Raw genomic sequence first — 21,231 nt, 5'->3', positions numbered from 1 at the left:
TTAGCTCTGGTTCGGTCGTCTGGTCAGCGGTCTACCCAGTCCGGCGCCCACACGTCGTGCGGGGTTCGCGGGCCTGTGGTGCGCAGATGGTCGCGTAGCGCGGTCATTACAGGGTGCTGGTCTCCGCTGCGGAACAGCAGCACGTGCGGGTAGACCGGGGTCGGGTCGTGCAACGGGATGCGACGTAGGTCGTGGGCCTGGGGCCACAGGTACCGGTCCCCGCTGCCGACGAGGGTGGCCAGCGAGGCCGAGTCGGCCAGCGTGTCCATCAGAGCCTCGTCACCGAAGTTGGGGCCGAGCGCGTCGATGCTCAGGTCGAAGGCCTCGGACAGCGCCTGGTAGAACGCCGCCCACTCCGTGCCCGGTCTGATCCCGGGGATCCAGATGCGGTGGCCGGTCAGGTCCGCAGGACTGACCCAGGGCGCGTCGGCCAGCGGATGGCCGGGCCCGACCAGGAGCTCCAGGGGTGCGTCCAGGAGTCGTTCGGCGCTGATCCCGGCCGGGACCTGGTCTGCCGGCAGGGCACGGAAGGACGCGTCGACGGTCCCTTCGAGTACCGCCTGGGCGGCCTGGGCGGCGTTCTCGTTGCTCAGCGTGACCGCGTCCAGGTCCATCTCGTGGTGAGAGCGGTAGAACCGGTAGACGGCCTGGGCCGGGGCGATGCGCCGATTGAGGACATCGACGCGCAAGGGACGGCTGCCGGGACGTACGGCTTGCTCGGCCTGCTCGATGGCCGCCAGGACCTTCTTGACGTGCGGCAGGAAGACCTGCCCGTCCAGGCTCAGCCGGGAGCCTCGGGAAGTCCGCACCAGGAGCGTGGCCTCGATGTGCCTCTCCAGGGCCGCGATCCGCTTGGAGACCGCCTGCTGGCTGATCCCCAGCCCGTCCGCCGCAGCCTGGAACTGGCCGGTCTCGGCGACGGCCACGAACGTCCGCAGCGCTTCAACATCCACGGTTCCATCCTACTTCCACAACCATTGGTTGTGTCTGGTGTGGTGCGGAGTTGTTTGATCGAGCGTTCTGCGCGGTGGTGGGATCAACGCATGTCTACCCGCACAGAGCAGGTCATGTTTGTCCAGTCGCCTGAGTTCGCGCGTCATGCGGAGCGGATCATGGAGGTGACCGATGCGACGTCTCGGCTGAACGTGCTTCCGTTCAGCGACAGCGAAGGTCGCGCGGAACTACTTTCTGTTGTGTTCGGTGGCCCGCTGCGGAGTCGGTGACGATCTATCCGCCGTTCTTTACCGAGTACGGGCTGAACACGACGTTCGGGGAGAACGTCTTCGTCAACCAGGGATGCACCTTCATGGACAAGGGAGGCATCCGTATCGGCAACGGCGTCATGATCGCCCCGAAGGTCAGCCTCATCACCGGGGGCCATCCACTGCCCCTGGCGAAGCGCCGCGAGTATCCCTCCTTCGCCCCGATCGTCATCGAGGACGACGTCTGGATCGGGACGGCTGCCGTGGTCACGCAGGGGGTGACCATCGGTGCCGATGCGGTGGTCGCTGCCGGTGCGGTGGTCACCCGTGATGTTCCTGCCGGCACCGTGGTCGCGGGAGTGCCCGCCCGGGTGATCAAGACGATCGACTGAGCCCGGCCGGGCTGCCGGCCCGGGTGCGCAGCACCTCTGCGCTCTGATCGTGACGCCAGGGCGGCGACCTGCCGGATGAGGAGCCACGTGGAGCAGGTTGGGCCCGTCGACAAATGCCTCGACATCGGCCGCCGTCATCGGGGACGCTTCGCGCGATGACCAGAATCGACGACACGCCGCCCGCGTGGGACGAGCGCACCCAGCTCACCACGTTTCTCGACTACACCCGTGACACCGCCCGCGCCAAGTGCGACGGCGTCTCCGCGGAGAACGCACGCCAGGCGCTCCTGCCGGGCTCACCACTGATGACGATGAGCGGAGTGATCAACCACCTCCGCTGGGTCGAGTACTACTGGTTCCAAGTGGTCTTCCTCGGCGAGGAAGACCGGGGCCCCTGGACCGAGGAGGACCCCGACCGCGAAATGCGTATAGCCGTCGACTTTCCGCTCACGCAGTTGCTCGACGAATACGCCGACCAGAGCGCCCGCTACCGCGAACTGGTCGCCGGGACCAGCCTCGACAAGCAGGCCCAGCGAGCCATCCGCAACGGCCTCCACGTCGACCTGCGCTGGATCCTCCTGCACCTCACGGAGGAGACAGCCCGCCACAACGGCCATCTGGACATCCTGCGCGAGATGCTCGACGGCACGACCGGAGACTAGATCCGGCGGAGATCGCAGGCGGAGCCGGAGTCGAATCAAGGCGACGGTGACGGTGCCGTGGAAGACGTCACCGCGCTTGTCGAACCTCGTGGACACCGAGACTTGCGGGCCGGCCGCCCTTGCTGCCCCTTCCTCGGCGGTCGGCCCCCTGGCCCTTCGGTTCAGGGGATGGTGTGCTTGATCTGGCGTCTACGCAGGTAACGGCGGTTGCGACGGGCGGAGTACGCCTAATGGGAAGCGAAGGTCGGTAGAAGCTGACCTTAAGGACGCGGGCCCCAGTGCCGCGATCGCGCACGGCACAGCACTAGCTTCGGCTGCGCATCATCGACATCAGCAGCCCATGAGTCTCGTCGTCGGCGGCGACCACAAGGCCACGGCCTGCCTCGCCGATCGGGGCGCCGTCGATCCCGGTGATTATGCACCGGGCCGCCCGGCACAACGCGATGCCGGCCGCGAAATGCACGCTGCTGGAGAGGTCACCGCCATCGGTGACGTACGCGGCGCGCTTACCGGCAGCGACCCAGGTCAGCGCCAGCGTCGTGGATACGACGCGGGGCCGGAACCGTTTGACGAACTCGGGGTGGGCCAGCAGATCCACCGTCCGGAATCCGGGCGCACTCGGGAATGGCGGATCCAGGTTGACGTCCACCAATCGGGTAGCGGACGTGGGCGTCAGCAGGGCGTCGTCAGCCTCGCCGTGCCCATGCCGCACCGAGGCGGTCTCCCCGTCGGTGAAGAAAACCTCGCCGCTGAACGGGTCGGCCACCGCCGCCGCGCCATCGCGCAGTGCCACGTTGACGGCCACCAGCATGTTGCCGACGGCGTAGTTCAGCGTGCCGCACAGGGGATCCACCAACCACTGACGCGCAGAGGCGGCGGCGCCCTGCTGCCCGCCTTCCTCGCCGAGCACCGCGTCACCGGGCCGTGCGGCACGGATGACACCGAGGATCGCTTTCTCGGCCTCCACATCGGCGGCGGTGGCAAAGTCCCCGGCGCCCTTGTCGATGCGGTTGAGCCGCTGACCGTACATGTTGCGGACCACGTCCGCACCGGCCCGCGCCCCGGCCATCGCGACTGCAGCGTCGTCGGAGCTCGCGTATGAGTTGATCACACCGTGCAGATTATCGAGGCACAACTACCGCCGCGGTGAACCTACCTGGGCCGAGGACAGATTACTCAGTGCCTGTCTCTCCGAGCGGATCTCGGCGCCCGTCCGAGATACCCGGCCAGGTGGTCCAAGGCCGGTGCGTCATCAGGCACCGGCTGGGGCGGGCCGAAGGAACCACCGGCGGTACGGGGCAGGTCGCCGTAGATCTCGCGTACGACGGGCAGTGCGGCTCGTGCGAGGTCCGGCAGCAGGTCGCGGTTGCGGCCGAGTGCGGTCGCCAGGTCCCATCCGTGCACGAGCAGCTCGATGACGAGTTGCTCGACCAGGCGGCGCCCGGGAGCAGGGCCGAAGGTGCGCGTCAGCATGCCCGGCTGCCGGAACGCGGTGAGGGCTTCGTTTGCAGCGGTCTCGAAGGCCGCTGCGTGGTCGGGGCCGAGGTGGTCGTCGGTATGACCGCTGGTAGGGGGCGTTCCTTGGGCCAGGCCGCCCCACAGGAGGTTCTCCCACACCAGGTGGTCCAAGAGGTCACGTACCGTCCAGTCCCCGCAGGGAGTCGGCGAGTCGAAGTCGGTCGGTCGCGTATCGCGGATGAGTGCGGCGACGGTGCTCTGGACGCGGGCGCAGGCATCCAGGACACCGCTCGGCCAGGGATCGGAGTCTTCCCGGTACAGGGCTTCGAGCTGCGTGGCGCGTGCGCCCGGCGTGGGGTTGGCGCGCAGGGCGGTGGTCAGCCAGTCGCCCGCTCGGGCGAGGCTCGGTGGTGCCGGGCGGCCACCCAGTACGCACAGCAGCTGCCAGAAGCGTTCTACGGCCGGTTCGGAGGCGGCGGTGAGTTGTTCGAGCAGGAGGCCGCGAGCCTCGGCGCCGTCAGTGGTCACCGTCGGGTCGGTGTTCGCGCGGCTGGGCAGCCAGGCGGCGACAATTTCGGCTACGACGGGGTCGGCGGCCGGGGAATCCGGTGCGGTGCCCGCGTCGATCGCTTCCCGTACATGCGCGGTCCAGGTGTCGGTCAGCCGGCGCATCTCCTCCGCCGCCGCGGGATCGTCCTCGCCCGGTCCGTGGTCGGCGGCGTACTGCGCCATGCGCCGCATCGCCGGCTGCAGCTCTCCTCCGGCGATCAGCTCGCCCAGCTCCAACCATGCCTCGATCTGGTCGTCGGTGGGGTTCTCCGGCAGATCGGCCCCGGCCGCGAGCAGCCCTTCCCGGAAGTGGGGCACGTCCAGGTCATCGAGGGTATCGGTGAGGAAGTGGTGGATCAGTGCGCGGCGCTCGTCAGGTGACATGTGGGCGGTGCGGGTCACGAGAGCGAGCCCTTCGCGGGTGGTGCGGTGGGTGACGGTGCGCAGGACTGCCTGGTGCGTACGGAGCCGGCGGATCTGCGCCTCCAGTGCCTCGATGTGTGCGGCGGCCACCTCCGCGAGACCGTCCTCGCGGTCCAGGGCGGCGCGGATCTCGCCGAGCCCCATGCCCAGGTCCCGCAACGTCCGGGCCAGCTGCAGGCGTGCCACGGCCGCGGCGTCGTAACAGCGGTATCCGGCGGTGGTACGTCCCGCCGGCGGTACCACTCCCAGGTCTGACCAGTGCCGGATCACCTTCACCGGCAGGCCGGTCTTACGCGCGACGGTCCCGATGCTCCACATGGGCCGCTGTTCGTCGTTGTGCATGGCGCCCACTTTCGACTCTCCCACGATGGGAGAGTCAAGCAGCCTCGGACAACATCCCACATCACCATCACCGCGCATCTCACGCCGCGTGCCGCACCGCGCGGCCCGGTCCTACCGCCCACCAAGGCCCGCACCTCACTCCCCCGCGGGACCCCGCGGGAAGCTCCACACCTCCACTCCCCCTATGCCGAAGGCGGCGAGACCGACCGACCCCGAGCTACGCCGCACCATCCCGTTGCTGCTGCTTGCGGCTTTCAAGGCGCTTGATGACCACGTTGGCCAGGGCCACCACGAGAGTGGCCAGCAGGGCGGGGAGCCAGGGGTGCCGAACGTGCAGACCGGGCGTGAAGTACTCGACGAACAGCACAGCAAGGAACGTCGTACCTGCCGACAAAACCATCTCCACGCTTCGCTTGACCGCTGCGGAGAGCGGGAGGAGACGCGCAGCAAGGCGCAGCGGGTAGACGAAGATGCCGGCGAGCAGCCCACAGGGCAAGCACAGCAACGCACCCCAGAACAGGGGCGCGACGCCCTCGGATTCGATGAGATTGCGGGAGAGCAGCGCGACGAGGAAGACGCCCGTCAGGACGACAATGGCCACGACGGCCGCGATGCCGAGCCCCAGCCCGGTCATGCCGAAGGCGGCGAGTACTTTCTCGCGAGAGGACAGGGAAGCCCAGGTGGGCTCTTCCTCTTTCTGCTGATGGTCTTTCACTGTGCACTCCTTGCTGCACCGGAACGGTGGTGCGGGCGGCACCTCGACGGATTGCCGAGGTGCCGCCCGTATGGTCGGTTCCTTAGAGGGCGACCATCATGATGGCCTTGGCGATGTCGTGAGCGACGTCGGTGGGAACGCCTGCCTTCACCATGGCAATGGAAAGGGCGGTCTCGCTCCAGCCCTCGACGTCCTCGATCGCGTCGGCGATCTTGTTGCCGTTGCGGGAGATGAAGCGGCCGCTCTTCTTGCTGACCTTTCCGACGATCTTGCCTGCCCAGCTGCCGCCGTGGCGCAGACCGGCGACGATCAGCTTGCGCACGATGGTGCCCATGCCCAGAGCACGCTTCGTACGCTTGTGGGCGTCGGGGTTCTCCAGCTGCTTGGCATACTCCTCGAACTCCCGGATCCGGTTGGCATCGGCGCCGTCGGCACGCATGCGGGAGACGAGGTCACGGACGTCCTCGGCGGTCGGCTGCAGCGGCTCGGCAGCCTGCGCCGCGACTGCCCGGTCGCGGTGTGCCTCGACCGCGCTCGCGGCGGGGGCGGCAACGCCGATGGTGACGGCGGTCAGGGCGGTGGCCGCGGCTATGCGGATGTGATTGTTCTTCACGTACACTTTCCTTGCAGGGCAGGGGGAAGAGGTGACGGATACGCCGCTTGGCGTGGAAACTGAACGGCCCCCGTTTTCTTCTTCCCCCTGGTCTTCTTTCTTTTACCCCCGGCCCTTCCTCTCCTATTCCGGCAGGTCAGGCCGGGTGGAGCATTGACGGTAACTCACTTTTTTCGATGATCCAAAACGGGTAACCGACAGCCGTCGACGCATCTCCCCCAAGGAAACATCGTTCAATATTGCACCAATCTCGGCGCATCAATTCAAAGATGCCGAGAAAGGCGACACGGTTGCTCGGTAGAGCAAAAACCACGTTGCCGAGTAACGCCCGGCAATGCGTTACCGGAGGAGCCGGAAGGGCCGGAGATGCCGACGGCCCGGAACGGCATGACCCGAAATCCCCTGCCAGGCCTAGGAATCCGCGCATCGCGGTGGTCCGGCCCCGCCAGAGAGGATCCGGCCGGTGAGCTGGGCGATCACGCGTTAGCCAGGCGTTAGCGGGGCGGCAGTCTCACGTCAGCGACCCCGGTCAGAGTGAGTGACGTACCGAGGAAACAACGACACCGACTACCCCGAGGAACCTCAAATGAGCTCCAGCGCCACCGTCCGCACCGCCCGTCGTCGCACCGTGCGCATTGCCGCCGCGGCCGTGATCGCAGCTGCCGGTCTCACCCTGACCGCCTGCTCCGGCTCGGATGCCGCTGGCACGAAGCCCGCGGCCCACACGGAAACGGGCGCCGCGGCCGAGTCCGGCAGTGCGGGCTCCTCCGCCGGATCGCAGGGCTCCGATGCCCAGGCGGGCTCTGGTGACAAGGTCGACTCCAAGGTGGGTGCTGCGGGCAAGCAGTCGGGCAACGCGCAGGCCACTACTTCCAAGACCAAGTCCCCGGTCCGCACGGTGACCCTGGTGGACGGCAGCAAGGCCGAGGTCTACCGGCTCGGCGAGCAGCATTACCGCGCCAAGATCATCAACGCCGGTTCGGTCCTGGCCACGCTGGAGACGGGCGAGCACGACGCCGGACTCGACGGCAACGACATGTTCGTCGTGCTCACGCTGGGCGGGGAAGTCCACTCCTGGATGGGCGGCGGGCACCAGGGGCCGGGCACGTTCAAGCTCGCGGGCGGTTGGACGGCCAAGGTCAAGAAGGTGGGCGAACTCCGTTACCGCGCGGAGATCCTCGGCACGGACGGCGCGGTGTACGGCACGATGGAGGCGAACGAGCACGACACGGGCCTCGACGCCAACGGCGTGTACATCGTGCTCAGCGCCGGCGGCGTGATCAGCGCCCACCAGTAAGTCCCTGCCCGGCTGCACGGCATTGGGCGCGTCGATAATCCACTCGACTTCGTTCACCCGGCCGCATCGCATCCGGTCAAATCCAGCGGGCCGACCGCCTCTGCTACCCCGCGGAGGCAGTCGGCTCGCTCGTGTCGACATCGGGCGGGGCGAAGGACCTGCCACCCCGCCTCTCAGCCACGAGGGCTGCTGATGCTTTCGGGCTGGATCACATAGATCACTCTGACTTGGTCGCGACCGCCGAACCACGGATACGGTCCGCCGAGATACTTCTGCGCGAGCGCTTCGATGTGGTCGACCGCCCCCTCCTTGGTCACGCGCACCACCCGTCCGCGGATCTGGACGTAGGAGCTCGGTTCCGAGGGATCGGAGACTGCGACGGCCACCCGCGGGTCACGGGCGATGTTCCGGGTCTTCTGATGCGACTCGACGCTGTTGATCAAAACGTGCTCGCCGTCGGTGTCGACCCATGTCTGCGTGAGCTGGGGCGAGCCGTCGGGCATCGATGTCGCGATGTAGCAGGTGCTGGGACGGCGCAGGAGCGCCACCACATCATCGCCGAGGGGTACAGACACGACTTCTCCAGTGACCGTTCAGTGAGGTACTGGAACAACGCTACTCAACTTGATCGCGCGATGTCGGATCTGTTCGCCGGACGGGCGACGGCCCTGGAGCGGGCCCGGTTACGGGCTTCATCGGGCAGCAGGTCGCGGACCTCGATTCGGGGCAAGCGCGTCACTGAGCCGGGCGCTCACCACTTCGCTCCCCGGGGCAACAGCAACGGCCAACTCCGGCTTCGGCCAGCTTCATTCGAGCTATCGGACTCATTGCTCTCCCCCGTTGTCACACTCACCGGCTCGGCGGTGTCTTCATGCCGACAGACGCACAGCCGATACAGCCCCGCATATGAGTGAGTAGAGGGAGAGTGGACAGTCCTCTGGCACAGCCCGCAGGTCGCCCTGGACAGCCTGGAGTTCGGCGGCGGCCCGACGGAGCGGGCAGTCTTCGTACTCCGGGAGGTCTTCGAGCTGCCGTACGGCGAGATCGCCGAGGTCGTCGGGAAGTCCGCGGCCACGGTACGGCAGATCGCGCGTCGGGCCCGCGGGCACGTGGCGGCCCGGCAGCCGCGGGTACGGGTGAGCCGGTCGGAGCATCAGGCCGTGGTGGAGCGGTTCCTGGTCGCCTTGCGGACCGGGAAGCTGCAGGAGCTTCTGGAGGTCATGGCGCCGGACGTGGTCCTGACCGCCGATGGTGGCGGGGTGGTGCCGGCTGCTCTCACGCCGATTCACGGGGTCGAGCTCGTGGTGTCGCTCCTCGCGGGCGCACACCGCAGGGTGGCCGCGATCGAGACGCAGGCCGTATGGCTCAACGGTGCGCCTGCGAGCCGGATCGCGTTCGACGGCGAGCCGGCCGCGGTGAGTCTCGACGTGGCGGATGACGGGCGGATCTCTCGCATCTACGTAGTGCGCAACCCACGGAAGCTCACGCGACTCGATATGGCCGCCGACCTGGCGAGGTGAGCCACCGCCGCTGTTCCGGTGCTGCGCGTGTTCGGGTGAGGAGAACGCCTGGGCACGCGCGACCGCACAGTGGTCGGAGGGCGGCGGCCGGAGGTCGGAGGGCGGACATCGAGGAACGCCGGTGCTCGGGCCCTCGCGGCCGCATCAGTCGACGAGCAGCACGAGTTTTCCGCGTACGTGGCCGTCCTCGCCGGCGCGGTGTGCCTCCGCGAGCTCGGCAAGAGGGAACGTCCGCGCAACCCGGAGCGAGAAGCGCCCGGCCTCGACCAGTTCGCCGATGTCGTCGAGCGCGTGGAGCGCCCGGGCGGTGTCCCCGCGACTGAACGTCACACCGTGCTCCTGGGCGCCGGCGAAGTCGGCGACCGTCACGACATGCTCGGCGCCGCCGGCGAGTTCAACGAGCTCGGGGAGTACACCGCTCCCGGCGACGTCGAGCGCGAGGTCGACGCCGCCGGGCGCGAAGGCGGCGTCACTGGGCGCGGAGCCGACGCCACCGGACGCGAGCGTGCGAACCCGCTCGACGAGGCCCGCGCCGTAGGCGACGGGCTCGGCTCCCAGTGTGCGCAGGTAGTCGTGGTTGGCCGGACTGGCGGTGCCGATCACGCGTGCGCCGCGCACCACGGCGAGCTGCACCGCGGCGCTGCCGACGCTGCCGGAGGCGCCGTTGACGAGCAGCGTGCTGCCGCTACCGACGCCGAGCTGGTCAAGCGCGCGCGTGGCCGTTTCGATGGCGGCCGGCAGCGCGGCAGCGCCGGCGAAGTCGAGCGACGGCGGGAGTGGCGCATAGCGGGACAGCACAGCCAGCTCGGCCTGGGCCGTCGCATCGGCGGAGAAGCCGAATACCCGATCGCCGACTGCGACATCCGCAACGCCCTCGCCCAGCTCGTCGACGATGCCTGCCGCCTCGTGGCCCATGGTCTGCGGAAGCTCCTCATCCATCAGCCCCCTGCGCTTCTTCCAGTCGCTCGGGTTGATGCCGGCCGCGCGCACCGCAATCCTGATGTGGCCGGGGCCCGGGTGCGGATCGGGGAGATCCACAATTTGGAGTACCTCCGGGCCCCCGAACCGGCTGAAACGGGCTGCCCTCATCATTCGCTCCGATCCCGACCATGCGACCAGGCGGGCAGGCAACCAGGTGCCGCGCTGGCTGCGCGTTCTCCAGTGCACACTGCTTGCTGTCCGCTGGCCACTGCCTCGCTGACTCGCTGACTCGCTGACTCGCTGACTCGCTGACTCGCTGACTCGCTGAGAACAACGTACGTCACGGTCGATGCTCTCCATGCGGTCACCTCATGTGCTGGGTCGCTCGCCTTCAGCTGGCGATCGCCACGCTTAAATCGCAGGCGTTGCCGGCGTCCTGCGCAGTACGGTCCGGGCATGGACGACGAAGACGGTTACTTCCCCGCGAGCGTTGCGGCGACGTACGACGAGTCGACAGCTGAGATGTCCGAGCCGGGAGTCGTGGCCGCCACGGTCGATGTGCTCGCGAATCTCGCAGGTGACGGCAGCGCCCTGGAGCTGGGCATCGGCACGGGGCGCATTGCGTTGCCACTGGCCGACAGAGGGGTTCCGGTCCATGGCATCGACTTGTCCCGGTCGATGGTTGCCCGGCTCCGTGCGAAGCCGGGCAGTGACGCCATCGGTGTGACGATCGGTGACTTCGCGACGACGAAGGTGGAAGGCACGTTCTCCGTCGCGTATCTGGTCTTCAACACGATCATGAACCTGACGACGCAGGCGGAGCAGGTGGCCTGTTTCCGCAACGTTGCGACTCACCTCGGACCTGGCGGCTGTTTCGTCATCGAAGTCATGGTTCCCGAGCTCCGAAAGCTGACGGCCGGGCAGAACGTCGTGCCCTTCCACGTGAGCCCGACCCGTTGGGCTTTCGACATCTACGACGTTGCCACCCAAGCGACGAGTTCGCATTACGTCGAGGTCGTCGACGGGCGCGGCACGTACAGGTCGATTCCCTTCCGGTATGTGTGGCCGTCGGAGCTCGACCTGATGGCTCAGCTCGCCGGCCTGCGACTGCGTGAGCGGTGGGGTGGCTGGTCGAGGGAGCCTTTCACGAGCGAGAGCGGCAAGCACGTCTCAGTATGGGAGAAGCCGGTGGGGTGATCGCTGGAGGGCGGCTTCCGCTGGGCGGCGTCCGCTTCGCTCAGTGCGACGCTTGGCACACCTCCCTGCCGTGCCTGCGAAAGGTTCGGGCCGAGATGCCGAGGAGCGTGCACACCGTGGACCAGGAGAACGTGAGCGCCACCCTGACCGTCGCCGTGTCCGCTGCGAGGGTGTTCGCGGTACTGGCGGACCCGACGACCCATGCTGCGATCGATGGCACCGGCTGGGTTCAGGAGTCCGTCGACCGGGCTCCACTGACCGAGGTCGGGCAGGTTTTCCGGATGGACATGTATCACGCCAACCATCCGCACGGCGACTACCGGGTGGCCAACAAGGTCCACGTACTCGATCCGCCGCGCGCCATTGGCTGGCGCACGGGGACGGAGAAGGACGACGGTCGCCTGGAGTTCGGCGGCTGGTTCTGGCGTTACGACCTGGTGCCGCTCGGTCCGTCGGAGACGGAGGTCACGCTCACATACGACTGGTCGGCGGTGCCGCAGTCCGTCCGGGAGTACCTCCGGTTCCCGCCGTTCGCCCCGGAACATCTCACCAACTCGCTGCGCCACCTCGCCGAGCTTGTCTCCGGTAAGTGATCAGGCCCCGTCCCCCGGGTCGACCCGATCCACATTGCTCGGCCGATGCACTGCCGAGTTGTCGCCGGGCAGCCCCGTACGGCGGGTCGTTGCCCACAGGAGCAGGGCGGCGAGGCTGAATGACGTGCCGAGGGCCGTCACCGCCGGCCAGCCCGCCGCCGCGTAGGCGAGGGAGGAGCCCAGGGCGCCGAGGCTGCTGCCCGCGGAGTAGAAGACCATGTAGCCGCCGATGATCCTGCTGCCCGCGTCGGGGCGGACCGCGTGGATCAGGGTCTGGTTGGTGACGTGGACGGCCTGGACGGCGAAGTCCAGCAGGACGGCGCCGATCGCCAGCGCCCACAGCGATTGCCGGGTCAGGGCGATCGGGAGCCAGGAGAGCGCCAGCAGTGCGAGGCCGACGCCGGTCGTGCGGTGGGCGAGTCCCCGGTCGTTCCAGCGTCCGGCCACTCCGGCCGCTATGGCTCCGGCCGCCCCGGCGAGGCCGAACGCGCCGATCGCGGTGTGCGACAGCGACCACGGCGGCTCGCTCAGGGGCTGTGCCGTACCGCTCCACAGTGTGCTGAACGCGGCGAACACCAGCAGAGCGAGCGCACCCCGGATCCGCAGCAGCGGATGTCGGACGAACAGGGCGACGGTCGATGCCACCAACCGCCCGTACGACCTCTCCCCCACTCCGGGGGTCTCCGTCACTCCGGGGGTCTCCCCCGCTGTCGGCGCGCCTGCCGAAGGCGCGCTTGCGGGCAGCACGCGGAGCAGTAGTACGGCGAGTACGACGGTGACGCCCGCGGACGCCAGGTAGACCGCCCGCCAGCCGGCGAGGTCGGCAAGGATGCCGGCGGCGGCGCGGGCCAGCAGAATTCCGGTGACGATGCCACCGGTGACAGTCCCGACGGCGCGGCCCCGCCGGGCACGTGGGGTCAGAGCGGCAGCCGCAGCGACCATCGTCTGCGCGACAACGGCGAGCAGCCCGACCACGGCGAGGGCGCCGAGCAGCGCCGCCACGCCCGGCGCCAGCCCGGCGGCCAGCAGTGCGAGTGCCAGCAGCGCGAGCTGACCTGTGATCAGCCGTCGATGGTTGAGCAGGTCGCCGAGTGGCACGAGTGTGAGCAGGCCTGCCGCGTAGCCGAGTTGAGTCACGGTGACGATCGCACCGAGCTGCCCTGAACCGAGCCCGAACCGTTCGCCGAGTGTCACCAACAGGGGCTGGGCGAAGTAGACGGTGGCTACGGAGCTGCCGCAGGCGAGGGCGAGCAGGGGCACGAGCCGGGCAGGCGGCGGCGAAACATCCGAGGCCGAGGCTACGGATTGGCCTTCATGAGATCGGGCCTCGTGAGATCGGGCCTCGTGAGATCGGGCCTCGCGGGATGGGGCCTCGCGGGATGGGGACTGCTGGGACTGCGCCTCCTGGCCGCCGGTCCCGCTGCACCCGCCGACCGCGCCGGAGCACTGAATCGCCATACCGACAGACCTCTCGCTCGACCACTCGGTTGCATCTTGCTACCACCGTGACGGTAGCCAGGCGAGGTAGCATGTTGCAACCACCCTCGGAGGAAGTCCGGAAGTCCGGAAGTCCGGGGAGCTGGAGGAGAGGAGCCACGGATGGTCGCCCGCACCCGTTTCGACGCCGACCCCTGCCCGGTTGCCCGCTCGGTGAATGCCATTGGCGACTGGTGGTCGCTGCTGATCGTGCGGGACGCCTTCGACTGCAGCCGCCGCTTCGGCGAGTTCCAGCGCAGCCTCGGCATCGCCAAGAACATCCTGACGGCGCGGCTACGCGCGCTGGAGGAGGCCGGGGTGCTGCGCAGTGCGCGCGCGGCAGACGGCGGGTCCCATCGCGAGTACCTCCTCACGGACAAGGGCCGCGCCCTGTTCCCGGTGATCGTCGCCCTGCGCCAGTGGGGCGAGGAGCAGTGCTTCACCACCGGCGAGGACCACTCCCGCCTGCTGGACCGCCGGACCGGCCGGCCGTTGCGCTCGTTGCAGATCCAGGCGGCGGACGGACGGCAGGTAGGGCCGGAGGACACCGTTGTGGAGAAGGTGCAGGAGACGGAGGGCGCCGAAACGACCCCCTCGGCGGAGGCTGGCGGAGCCCTCTGAGCGGGGTGTCAGCCACGAGGCGGAGCGTCGATTAGGCGTGCGGTCCGACACCGCGTAGAGTTGGGTTCACCGACGCGGGGTGGAGCAGCTCGGTAGCTCGCTGGGCTCATAACCCAGAGGTCGCAGGTTCAAATCCTGTCCCCGCTACTCGCCATTGGGCCCGCCAGAACATCTCTGGCGGGCCCAAGGTGTTTTCCGAGCCGCAGATGCCGGCCTTCCGAGGTGACGGTCATGCCGTACGGCCCGAGGTGATGGTCATGCCGCACGAAGTACGCTCACGCCGGCGCGACGAAGCTCACCCTCCCGTAGGGCGCATCTCGTCATCACTGACTCGGCGCAGAGAAGGTGAGCTTCGTCGCGGGCAACGCGGTCGCGGCAATGCGCTCGTACCGCTTGTCGCGGTCAGGTGCGTTGCCGGATGTCGGAGGAGGTCCAGCCGCGGTAGGGCTGGAGTGCTTCCTCTGCCAGGCCCTTCTTGATGACCTTTGCGCGAACCAGGTTGTTCACCGCGTCCATGATGGATTCGGTGATGGGCGTCGCGTCGCCACCCGCGATGATGCCCGGGTCGAAGTGCTCCTTGATAGTGGAGTTGTCGCGGGAGTGGCCCGCTCGCAGATTCCGGCCGTTGTTCGAGGCCGCGCCGACGACGCCTTCGAAGCCGGTGCTCGCCGAGGCGAACTGGCGGAACTCGTTCATGATGCCCGGCACCTTGCCGGAGGGGGCGCACGCGGTGATGAACTGCTGCACCGCGGTGTCGATCTCCACCACGCGCATTCCGTTGGCGCCGGCGGCGCGTCGGGCCTCGGCAGCGTTCTCGATGATGTGCCCGACGTAGTGATCGGACAGCCGGTGGTTCCGCGAGATGGGGACGGGATTGGCGCCGCTGGTGCTGCCGGTGCGCTGGTTCTGCTCCCAGTTGGTGGCGAGGTCGCGGTCGAAGCTGTTCTCGCCCTGGAGGCCATCCATGCGCTGCTGCGCTCGCGGCGAGTTCGGGCGGTCGCCCACACCCTGGTAGCTCAGCATCTCCTCGGTGGCCGCGTTGGAGATGCCCGGGCGGTTGTAGCCCTGCATGTGCTGCCCCTTCGGCCACCGCTGTACGGCGTGCTCGGAGGAAGGGCCAGATGCCTGCGTCTGCTCCTGCTGCTGGGTGGCAGGGGCCGTCGTCTCCGCGGGCGGGGCCGACATCACCTTGGCGGCCGTCTCCTCGGCTTCGCGTTCGAAGCGGTCGGAGGGGTCACTGACACTCAGCCCCGCGCCGTTGTCCGTCCCGGCGACCGGGCCCTTTCGCTGCTGGATGACGTGGGTCAGCTCGTGGGCCAGGGTGTGTCGATCGCTGCCCCCGTCCCCGACCACGATGTGGCTCCCGGAGGTGTAGGCGCGGGCACCGATCTCGTTCGCCGAGGCGGCTGCTGCCGGGCCGGTGTGCAGGCGTACGTCGGAGAAGTCCGCTCCGAGCCGTGCTTCCATGTCGGTGCGGGTGCTCTCGTCCAGCGGACTGCCGGGGGCGCGCAGCACTTCGTGGACGGCCGACCGCTGGATCGGCGCCTCCTGCTCGTGGTGTCCGCAGCCCGGACCGTGGGCGTGCCGCTCCTCTTCGATCGCTCGGGCGACTGCCGCGTTGCCGGCGCTGCGCTGCAGCGCTCTGAGGGCCTCCGGGCTGTGCGTGCCGGCGGCGATGGCAGATGTGGCCGGGGTGCGCGTGGCGGCGGCCTTCCGCTGCGCCTCTTCCGGCTTCCGGTCCTGTGCGTGCATCAATACCCTCTCCCTGCAGAACATTCAGCCTCGATCGCCGAAAGCGGGCAGAGCAAGGTCCGTCGGGGCACTGGTTGCCGCAGAAGGGCAGGCTGGGGTGGTTCGTTCGGGCAACAGTGCTTCCGGCGCGCTCCCCGCGGCTTTCAGCTGAGCTGCTCGGCCAGTCCGACGATGACGCCCTCGGGGCCGCGGATGTAGCAGAGCCGGTAGATGTCCTCGTACCGAACCACCTCGCCGACGAGTTCGGCGCCGTGTGGGCGCAGGCGGGCAACGACCTCATCGATGTCGTCGACCGCGAACATGATGCGACGAATCCCCGGCGTGTTCGCCGGCGCGTCCCTTGGCTCGGTACTGATCGCCTTCGGCGTGTGGAACATCGCCAGCTCGATTCGCCCGTGCCCGCCCGGGATCCGCAGCATCGCGATGTCCTGTCGGACGTCATCGATCCCGATGACACGCTCCACCCAACGTCCCTCGACCGGCCCCTTGCTCTCCAGTTCCATGCCGAGCTCGACGAAGAACGAAATGGCAGCGTCAAGGTCGTCGACAACGATGAGGACGTTGTCCATCCGCTGGATCGTCATGCCGGATCTCCTTGTGTCGGGTGTGCGTCCACAGTGGGCCCATCCGCTCCGGGGACGGAGTCGCCACGCCGTTCTCGACACCCTCCGCCGCTCTGGATCTGCTGTGCGTTGGTTCGCCGTCCAGCCGATGCCTCAGTTGTTGGTCTTCGCGAGCTGAAAGCCGAGGCCGACGAAGGCTGCGGCGAAGCTGCGGCGCATCCAGGTCAGGACCTTCGGGCGGGAGATCACATGATCGCGAACCGCTGCGGCGAACGCACCGTAGATGGCGAAGACGACGAAGGTCATCGCCATGAAGACCGCGCTCAGTTCGAGCATGTGGGGAAGGGAGTTCGTCGCGTCCACCGGAACGAACTGAGGGAGGAAGGCCAGGAAGAAGATGGACAGCTTGGGGTTCAGAACGTTGATGAGGATGGCGGTACCGGTGATCTTGGCGGCTGATGTGCTGCCGGACCGGGTGTCATCGACCTTCAATGTGCCGTGTTCGCGCAGCGTGTTCCAGGCCATGTACAGGAGGTAGGCCACGCCTGCGTATTTGAAGGCCTCGAAGACGACGGCACTGGTGTGGAGGATGGCCGCGAGGCCCGCGATCGCGGCCGCCAGGTGCGGGACGATCCCGAGCGTGCATCCGAAGGCCGCGATGACGCTCTTGCGGAAGCCCTGGGAGAGCCCGGTTGCGATGGTGTACAGGGCGCCCGTGCCGGGCGAGACGACGATGATTAACGAGGTGATCAGGAACTCGATGCTCACGAAATCGCTCCTTGGTCCATGCCATGGCCAGCTGCGTGCCGGGGGGCGCTTTGGTACCGGTGCTACTGCGACCGCCCTCGTCGGACGGTCGGCCTCACTGTGCGACTTCAGGTGCCTGGATCAGTCAACGACCGGAACAGTACTCGCTGTTGGTGCCGGCAGTTCACGAGTTACGGGTGGGGAGAGGACGCTGGTACGCCACCGCACCGCGTTAGCCGTCCGTTAGCGGAACGCCAACGCGATCTTCGAGGCTGATTGCCGTCAGAGCGCGTGCCTGGCGCTGTGTACGTTAAGGCAGTCCGATCTACGGGGGAGCACCCATGCGCAAGAACCTGATCCGCACCACCAGTCTGGCCGCTGTGGCGGCCGCCGCCGTCTTCTCGCTGAGCGCTTGCGAGGACGGGGCCGATTCCTCCGGCGCTTCGCCCGTGCCCAGCGCGGCGCAGACGCAGTCCGGTGACGAGGGGCAGGAAGCCGACGGCGGCACGGGGGGCAACGCCGGGGACGCCGGCTCCAAGGGCAGCTCGGCAGGGTCGGGCAGTGGGGGTTCGACGAGCGGCAATGGGTCCGGCGACGGCGGCAGCGCGTCCGACGGCGGGAGCAGCGGGGGCGCCGACAAGGGCGGTTACGGGCAGGTCTGTGGCGCCAACGACCTGACGTGGAACGCCAGGTCCGAAACCCAGGCGGGCGGCTACATCCTCATCTCGGTGAAGGCCAAGTCGGGTATCACCTGCACCCTCCCGGCTGCGCTTCCGGTGGTGGCGTTCGGATCCGACGGCACCGAGGCAGGGCCGGCCGAGCAGGCCGTCGGAGAGCCGGTGAAGCTCAGCGGCGGCACCATCGCCTACGCGGGGGTGAACCCCAAGACCACCAACAACGATTACGGCAAGGAACTGACCGAGATCATCGCTGCGGTGAGCAAGGACGACAAGACCGACCCGGTCAGCCTGTCCACCGGCAGCATCACCGTCGACCGGCCGATCGTCACCAACTGGCACACCGCGCCCCAGGACGCCGTTCCCGGTGACGGCCTGGACAGCCACTGAGGCGCCAGAAGCTCTCCGTCTCCCCCACTGGGGACCTCCTCCTCTTCCCCGCTGGGGAGAGGAGGAGGTCCCGAGGCAGCTACGCGGACCGGAGACGGCTGCGGCCGCTCGGGTGAATCTCCGGAGGTACCGCGTCATCGTCACATCGGAGGGAAATATACGGGCTGACCGCTGAGAGCGAACGCCGGAAGAAGTTTCCGTTGACCACTGTGACCGAGGTATTCGCCGTCCGGCCGTACACCCGCCACTGCCAGGTCATTCATGACGAAGGCGCACACGCTGTCATCGGCGTCTCCCCCGGGAACTCCTACTTCTCACACCAGCGAGTCATCGACCTCGCTTCCTGGGGCCTGCGCCACTTCGATCAGGTCGACCTGATCTACACGGACCTGCACGTCGCCGACATGTATGAAGCACTGGGGTACGGTCCGGTCGAAGCTCGCCGCAAGGCCGTGAAGAACCTGCGAGGCGTGCGCGCCAAGGTCGACGCCGCCGGCGCCGCAGCCGACCCCGACGGGACTCGGTTGCGGGGCAGCCCACTGTCCGCACTGTTGGACCTGCCCGCCTACCAGCAGCTCCGTACCGGCATCGACGCCCTCCTGACCTCGGATCCGGAATTCCGCACCGCATGCCTCCGGCTCGCCGACACGTTTCTCACCAGCAGAACGCTGGACGGCCAGGCACCCACCCATGGACAGCGAGAGGCGTGCCTGGCCTATATCTGCGCCGAGGCCCCGCTGTTCCTCGATACCCCGGCGATCCTCGGGGTGCAGTCATCGCTGAATTGCTACCACCAGCTGCTCCCCATGGCTGAACTGCTGTACGCGCGCGGGCCTGGTCTGCGTGCCTCCCGTAACCAAGGGCACGGCATCGTCACTCCCCTCGCAACAGGAGATCGTCATGACCACCACCACTGACAGCTTGCCGCGGTTCCCCTTCGATGCCCGCGGCGATCGGCTGCCTGCTCAGCTTGACGGTCTATGGCGCGATGCACCGGTCATCAAGGTGCGCACCATCGCTGGAGACGAAGCCTGGCTGGTGTCCTCGCACGCACTGTGCACGCAGGTGCTGGAAGACAAGCGCTTCAGTCTCAAAGACACCTCGGCGCCGGGAGTACCACGTCAGTACGCACTGACCATTCCGCCCGAGGTCGTCAACAACATGGGCAACATCACCGGCGCCGGGCTGCGCAAGGCGGTGATGAAGGCCCTCAACCCGAAGGCTCCCGGTGTGGAGGAATGGCTGGCCGGCCACGCCCGGAAGCTGCTTGACGCGCTCCTGATGGATGGGGCGCCGGGCGACCTCCGCGCCCAGTTCACGGTGCCGTACTCGACCGGCCTGCACTGTCACATTCTCGGGATCCCGCAGTCCGACGCGGCTCGGCTGTACCGCAGCCTGCACATCGCCTTCATGAACTCGGCCACGCCGATCGCCGGGGCGCGGATGAACTGGGACCGCGACCTCGCCCACATGACCGCGCGCCTGAACGATCCGGACACCCGTGGCCTGATGGGGGACTTGGCCGCGCTGCGTCATGACCCCGACTACGGGCACCTGACGGACGACATGCTGGCGACGGTCGGTGTCACGATGTTCGGGGCCGGAACGATCTCCACCATGGGGTTTCTGACCATGGCACTGGTGTCCCTCATGCAGCGCCCGGACCTGCAGAATCTCCTCGTGGACGACCCTTCGCTGATCCCGGCCGGCGTGGAGGAACTGCTGCGCATCAACCTCTCGATCGGGGACGGGCTGCCTCGCCTGGCGCTGGACACCGTGCAGCTCGGCGACGTCGAGGTGCAGAAGGGTGAGCTCGTCCTGGTCCTGGTCGAGGCCGCCAACCATGACCCGTCCGTATTCCCGGACCCGCACGCCGCAGATCTGGAGCGTCCCAACGCGGGTTCCCATCTGTCGTTCGGCGGCGGGCAGCACTACTGCCCGGCGACCGCGCTGGCCAAGCGGCACGCCCAGATCGCCCTGGAGGTCCTGCTCGACCGGATGCCGAAGCTGGAACTCGCGGTACCGATCGAGCAGTTGGTGTGGCGTACCGGCTTCATGAAGCGCATCCCGGAAAGACTGCCCGTGACCTGGTGAGTCGGCAGTGAGCATCGACCATGCGGTGCGCGCAACCGCGGGGGCCGTACCTGGCATACGCCGCACCGCACCGCGTCGGCCGCTCGAAAACCGGGTGCGGGCTGCCACTGCGATGGTGTGTCATCGGGGACATGGCGATCGCGTGGGGCAAGCCGGGAGTCGACGGGCTGAACGAGGCTGTGAGCGCGCTGCGGGACTGGCAGTACGACACGGCGCCGATGCAGCTGCATCCGGGGGACCTGGGCTGGTTCTGGCGGTCGGGTGCTGAAGCGACCGCCGCGGCGGTCAGGACGTGGAGCCGGGACGGACAGATTCTCGCCGTCGGGCTGCTGGACGGTCCCGGGCTGTTGCGGCTGACGATCGCGCCCGGCGCTCAGCGGGAGGAGGAGCTGACGCACCGGTTGGTCGAGGATGTGACCGAGCCGGAGCGCGGCGTGCTGCCGAGGGGCAGGGCCAGCATCGAGGCGCCGATGGGTGCACTGGTCCGGGATCTGCTGTTCGAGGAGGGCTGGAGCGCCGGCGAACCGTGGACGTCGCTGCGCCGCGACCTCTCGGAGCCGGTAAAGGACCCGGGTGTGCGGATCGAGGTGGTGGGGCCGGAACTGGCGCACGTGTTCACCGCCGTACATCGGTCAGCGTTCGACGGGTCGAAGTTCACGGAGGAGCGCTGGCACGCGATGGCGGCCGGATTGCCGTACGCCGACGCCCGATGTCTGGTCGCGTACGACGACCAGGGCAACGCGGTGGCGACAGTGGCGGTGTGGTCGGCCGGCCCGGGGAGGCCCGGGCTGCTCGAACCGATGGGCGTACACCGGGAACACCGCCGTCACGGCTACGGCGAGGCGATCACCGTCGCCGCGGCGGCCGCGCTCCAGGAGCTGGGGTCATCGAGCGCAATCGTCTGCACCCCGAGCTCCAATATCGGCGCCATCGCCACCTACAAGGCAGCCGGCTTCCAGCAACACCCCGAAGTCCGGGACCTGTACCGGGGCGCCTGACGGTGACGAGGCGGTCGTCGCAGCACCAA

The 21,231-nt window shown here is 68.3% G+C and carries 20 protein-coding genes, 1 tRNA gene and 3 pseudogenes; 12 read left to right on the top strand and 12 right to left on the bottom strand.

From position 1 onward, the window contains the following. Nucleotides 1-23 precede the first annotated feature (23 nt). A complete protein-coding gene (locus tag ABZ840_RS07080) occupies nt 24-953 on the bottom strand; it encodes a LysR family transcriptional regulator (protein ID WP_361554570.1) in 930 nt (309 codons plus the stop codon). A gap of 114 nt (nt 954-1,067) precedes the next feature. Between ABZ840_RS07080 and ABZ840_RS07075 the strand changes: the two are divergent. Both ABZ840_RS07075 and ABZ840_RS07070 read left to right on the top strand, forming a co-directional pair. Continuing rightward, nucleotides 1,068-1,594 (top strand): annotated as a pseudogene (locus tag ABZ840_RS07075) (sugar O-acetyltransferase). Nucleotides 1,595-1,749: 155 nt separating this feature from the next. Continuing rightward, entirely contained in the window at nt 1,750-2,256 is a 507-nt protein-coding gene (locus ABZ840_RS07070; RefSeq protein WP_361554567.1) for a DinB family protein, read from the top strand. Between the two features lie 18 nt (nt 2,257-2,274). Here the strand turns inward: ABZ840_RS07070 and ABZ840_RS07065 are convergent. The 5 genes and pseudogenes from ABZ840_RS07065 to ABZ840_RS07045 all read right to left on the bottom strand — a co-directional run. Then, a pseudogene (locus ABZ840_RS07065) lies at nt 2,275-2,483 on the bottom strand (IS5/IS1182 family transposase); the annotation flags it as partial. A gap of 77 nt (nt 2,484-2,560) precedes the next feature. Then, entirely contained in the window at nt 2,561-3,367 is an 807-nt protein-coding gene (locus ABZ840_RS07060; protein WP_361554564.1) for an inositol monophosphatase family protein, read from the bottom strand. 65 nt (nt 3,368-3,432) lie between these two features. Further along, nucleotides 3,433-5,052 carry a TIGR03086 family metal-binding protein gene (locus ABZ840_RS07055; protein WP_361554561.1) on the bottom strand — a complete coding sequence of 540 codons (1,620 nt, stop codon included), beginning with the start codon at nt 5,050-5,052 and terminating at the stop codon, nt 3,433-3,435. A 193-nt stretch (nt 5,053-5,245) separates the two neighbouring features. Beyond that, complete coding sequence (locus tag ABZ840_RS07050) at nt 5,246-5,743, bottom strand: hypothetical protein (protein WP_361554558.1); 498 nt, start codon at nt 5,741-5,743, stop codon at nt 5,246-5,248. Between the two features lie 82 nt (nt 5,744-5,825). After that, complete coding sequence (locus tag ABZ840_RS07045; RefSeq protein WP_361554555.1) at nt 5,826-6,356, bottom strand: hypothetical protein; 531 nt, start codon at nt 6,354-6,356, stop codon at nt 5,826-5,828. Nucleotides 6,357-6,942: 586 nt separating this feature from the next. Here ABZ840_RS07045 and ABZ840_RS07040 point away from each other — a divergent pair. Further along, nucleotides 6,943-7,653, top strand: a complete 711-nt coding sequence (locus ABZ840_RS07040) for a hypothetical protein (protein ID WP_361554552.1) — start codon at nt 6,943-6,945, stop codon at nt 7,651-7,653. 173 nt (nt 7,654-7,826) lie between these two features. On the opposite strand, the gene ABZ840_RS07035 is transcribed toward ABZ840_RS07040, so the two are convergent. Next, a complete protein-coding gene (locus ABZ840_RS07035) occupies nt 7,827-8,228 on the bottom strand; it encodes a PPOX class F420-dependent oxidoreductase (RefSeq protein ID WP_361554549.1) in 402 nt (133 codons plus the stop codon). A gap of 408 nt (nt 8,229-8,636) precedes the next feature. Here ABZ840_RS07035 and ABZ840_RS07030 point away from each other — a divergent pair. After that, nucleotides 8,637-9,173 (top strand): annotated as a pseudogene (locus ABZ840_RS07030) (sigma factor-like helix-turn-helix DNA-binding protein); the annotation flags it as partial. A gap of 144 nt (nt 9,174-9,317) precedes the next feature. On the opposite strand, the gene ABZ840_RS07025 reads toward ABZ840_RS07030, so the two are convergent. Further along, entirely contained in the window at nt 9,318-10,262 is a 945-nt protein-coding gene (locus ABZ840_RS07025; protein ID WP_361555377.1) for an NADP-dependent oxidoreductase, read from the bottom strand. Between the two features lie 288 nt (nt 10,263-10,550). On the opposite strand from ABZ840_RS07025, the gene ABZ840_RS07020 reads away from it, so the two are divergent. Together ABZ840_RS07020 and ABZ840_RS07015 are read left to right on the top strand one after the other, a co-directional pair. After that, nucleotides 10,551-11,291, top strand: a complete 741-nt coding sequence (locus ABZ840_RS07020) for a class I SAM-dependent methyltransferase (protein WP_361554546.1) — start codon at nt 10,551-10,553, stop codon at nt 11,289-11,291. 116 nt (nt 11,292-11,407) lie between these two features. Then, the gene (locus ABZ840_RS07015; RefSeq protein WP_361554543.1) at nt 11,408-11,884 is read left to right on the top strand and encodes an SRPBCC family protein; all 477 of its coding nucleotides are present in this window, start codon (nt 11,408-11,410) and stop codon (nt 11,882-11,884) included. Here ABZ840_RS07015 and ABZ840_RS07010 read toward each other — a convergent pair whose 3' ends face one another. Then, nucleotides 11,885-13,342, bottom strand: a complete 1,458-nt coding sequence (locus ABZ840_RS07010; RefSeq protein WP_361554540.1) for an MFS transporter — start codon at nt 13,340-13,342, stop codon at nt 11,885-11,887. A gap of 141 nt (nt 13,343-13,483) precedes the next feature. Between ABZ840_RS07010 and ABZ840_RS07005 the strand changes: the two genes are divergently transcribed. Then, a complete protein-coding gene (locus ABZ840_RS07005; RefSeq protein ID WP_361554537.1) occupies nt 13,484-13,981 on the top strand; it encodes a helix-turn-helix domain-containing protein in 498 nt (165 codons plus the stop codon). Nucleotides 13,982-14,054: 73 nt separating this feature from the next. Next, nucleotides 14,055-14,128: transfer RNA gene (locus ABZ840_RS07000), tRNA-Met, on the top strand. Nucleotides 14,129-14,383: 255 nt separating this feature from the next. Here the strand turns inward: ABZ840_RS07000 and ABZ840_RS06995 are convergent. The 3 genes from ABZ840_RS06995 to ABZ840_RS06985 all read right to left on the bottom strand — a co-directional run bounded on the left by ABZ840_RS06995 (nt 14,384) and on the right by ABZ840_RS06985 (nt 17,064). Beyond that, the gene (locus tag ABZ840_RS06995; protein ID WP_361554534.1) at nt 14,384-15,733 is read right to left on the bottom strand and encodes a DUF4157 domain-containing protein; all 1,350 of its coding nucleotides are present in this window, start codon (nt 15,731-15,733) and stop codon (nt 14,384-14,386) included. A gap of 143 nt (nt 15,734-15,876) precedes the next feature. Continuing rightward, nucleotides 15,877-16,317 (bottom strand): VOC family protein, encoded by a 441-nt coding sequence (locus ABZ840_RS06990; protein WP_361554531.1) that lies wholly within the window; start codon nt 16,315-16,317, stop codon nt 15,877-15,879. Between the two features lie 132 nt (nt 16,318-16,449). Then, nucleotides 16,450-17,064, bottom strand: coding sequence for a LysE family translocator (locus tag ABZ840_RS06985; RefSeq protein ID WP_361554528.1), 615 nt, complete (start codon nt 17,062-17,064; stop codon nt 16,450-16,452). Between the two features lie 320 nt (nt 17,065-17,384). On the opposite strand from ABZ840_RS06985, the gene ABZ840_RS06980 reads away from it, so the two are divergent. The 4 genes from ABZ840_RS06980 to ABZ840_RS06965 all read left to right on the top strand — a co-directional run bounded on the left by ABZ840_RS06980 (nt 17,385) and on the right by ABZ840_RS06965 (nt 21,202). Next, nucleotides 17,385-18,110 (top strand): DUF4232 domain-containing protein, encoded by a 726-nt coding sequence (locus ABZ840_RS06980; RefSeq protein WP_361554525.1) that lies wholly within the window; start codon nt 17,385-17,387, stop codon nt 18,108-18,110. 209 nt (nt 18,111-18,319) lie between these two features. Next, nucleotides 18,320-19,027, top strand: coding sequence for a tRNA-dependent cyclodipeptide synthase (locus ABZ840_RS06975; RefSeq protein WP_361555374.1), 708 nt, complete (start codon nt 18,320-18,322; stop codon nt 19,025-19,027). Next, nucleotides 19,011-20,204 (top strand): cytochrome P450, encoded by a 1,194-nt coding sequence (locus ABZ840_RS06970; protein WP_361554522.1) that lies wholly within the window; start codon nt 19,011-19,013, stop codon nt 20,202-20,204. The genes ABZ840_RS06975 and ABZ840_RS06970 overlap by 17 nt, the downstream gene beginning before the upstream one ends. 131 nt (nt 20,205-20,335) lie before the next feature. After that, nucleotides 20,336-21,202, top strand: coding sequence for a GNAT family N-acetyltransferase (locus ABZ840_RS06965; protein WP_361554519.1), 867 nt, complete (start codon nt 20,336-20,338; stop codon nt 21,200-21,202). The last annotated feature ends 29 nt before the right edge of the window (nt 21,203-21,231 follow it).

It is taken from the genome of Streptomyces sp. NPDC047117, assembly GCF_040643545.1.
Lineage (GTDB): Bacteria > Actinomycetota > Actinomycetes > Streptomycetales > Streptomycetaceae > Streptomyces.
The sequence above is the reverse complement of the archived record's forward strand: the minus strand, read 5'-3'. Positions and strand labels throughout refer to the sequence as shown.

Bases quoted from the DNA above. Each gene is read 5' to 3' on its own strand.
- ABZ840_RS07070 (WP_361554567.1), top strand. From the start codon at position 1,750: ATGACCAGAATCGACGACACGCCGCCCGCGTGGGACGAGCGCACCCAG.
- ABZ840_RS07040 (WP_361554552.1), top strand. From the start codon at position 6,943: ATGAGCTCCAGCGCCACCGTCCGCACCGCCCGTCGTCGCACCGTGCGC.
- ABZ840_RS07025 (WP_361555377.1), bottom strand. From the start codon at position 10,262: ATGAGGGCAGCCCGTTTCAGCCGGTTCGGGGGCCCGGAGGTACTCCAA.
- ABZ840_RS07020 (WP_361554546.1), top strand. From the start codon at position 10,551: ATGGACGACGAAGACGGTTACTTCCCCGCGAGCGTTGCGGCGACGTAC.
- ABZ840_RS07010 (WP_361554540.1), bottom strand. From the start codon at position 13,342: ATGGCGATTCAGTGCTCCGGCGCGGTCGGCGGGTGCAGCGGGACCGGC.
- ABZ840_RS07005 (WP_361554537.1), top strand. From the start codon at position 13,484: ATGGTCGCCCGCACCCGTTTCGACGCCGACCCCTGCCCGGTTGCCCGC.
- ABZ840_RS06995 (WP_361554534.1), bottom strand. From the start codon at position 15,733: ATGCACGCACAGGACCGGAAGCCGGAAGAGGCGCAGCGGAAGGCCGCC.
- ABZ840_RS06990 (WP_361554531.1), bottom strand. From the start codon at position 16,317: ATGACGATCCAGCGGATGGACAACGTCCTCATCGTTGTCGACGACCTT.
- ABZ840_RS06980 (WP_361554525.1), top strand. From the start codon at position 17,385: ATGCGCAAGAACCTGATCCGCACCACCAGTCTGGCCGCTGTGGCGGCC.
- ABZ840_RS06970 (WP_361554522.1), top strand. From the start codon at position 19,011: ATGACCACCACCACTGACAGCTTGCCGCGGTTCCCCTTCGATGCCCGC.
- ABZ840_RS06965 (WP_361554519.1), top strand. From the start codon at position 20,336: ATGGCGATCGCGTGGGGCAAGCCGGGAGTCGACGGGCTGAACGAGGCT.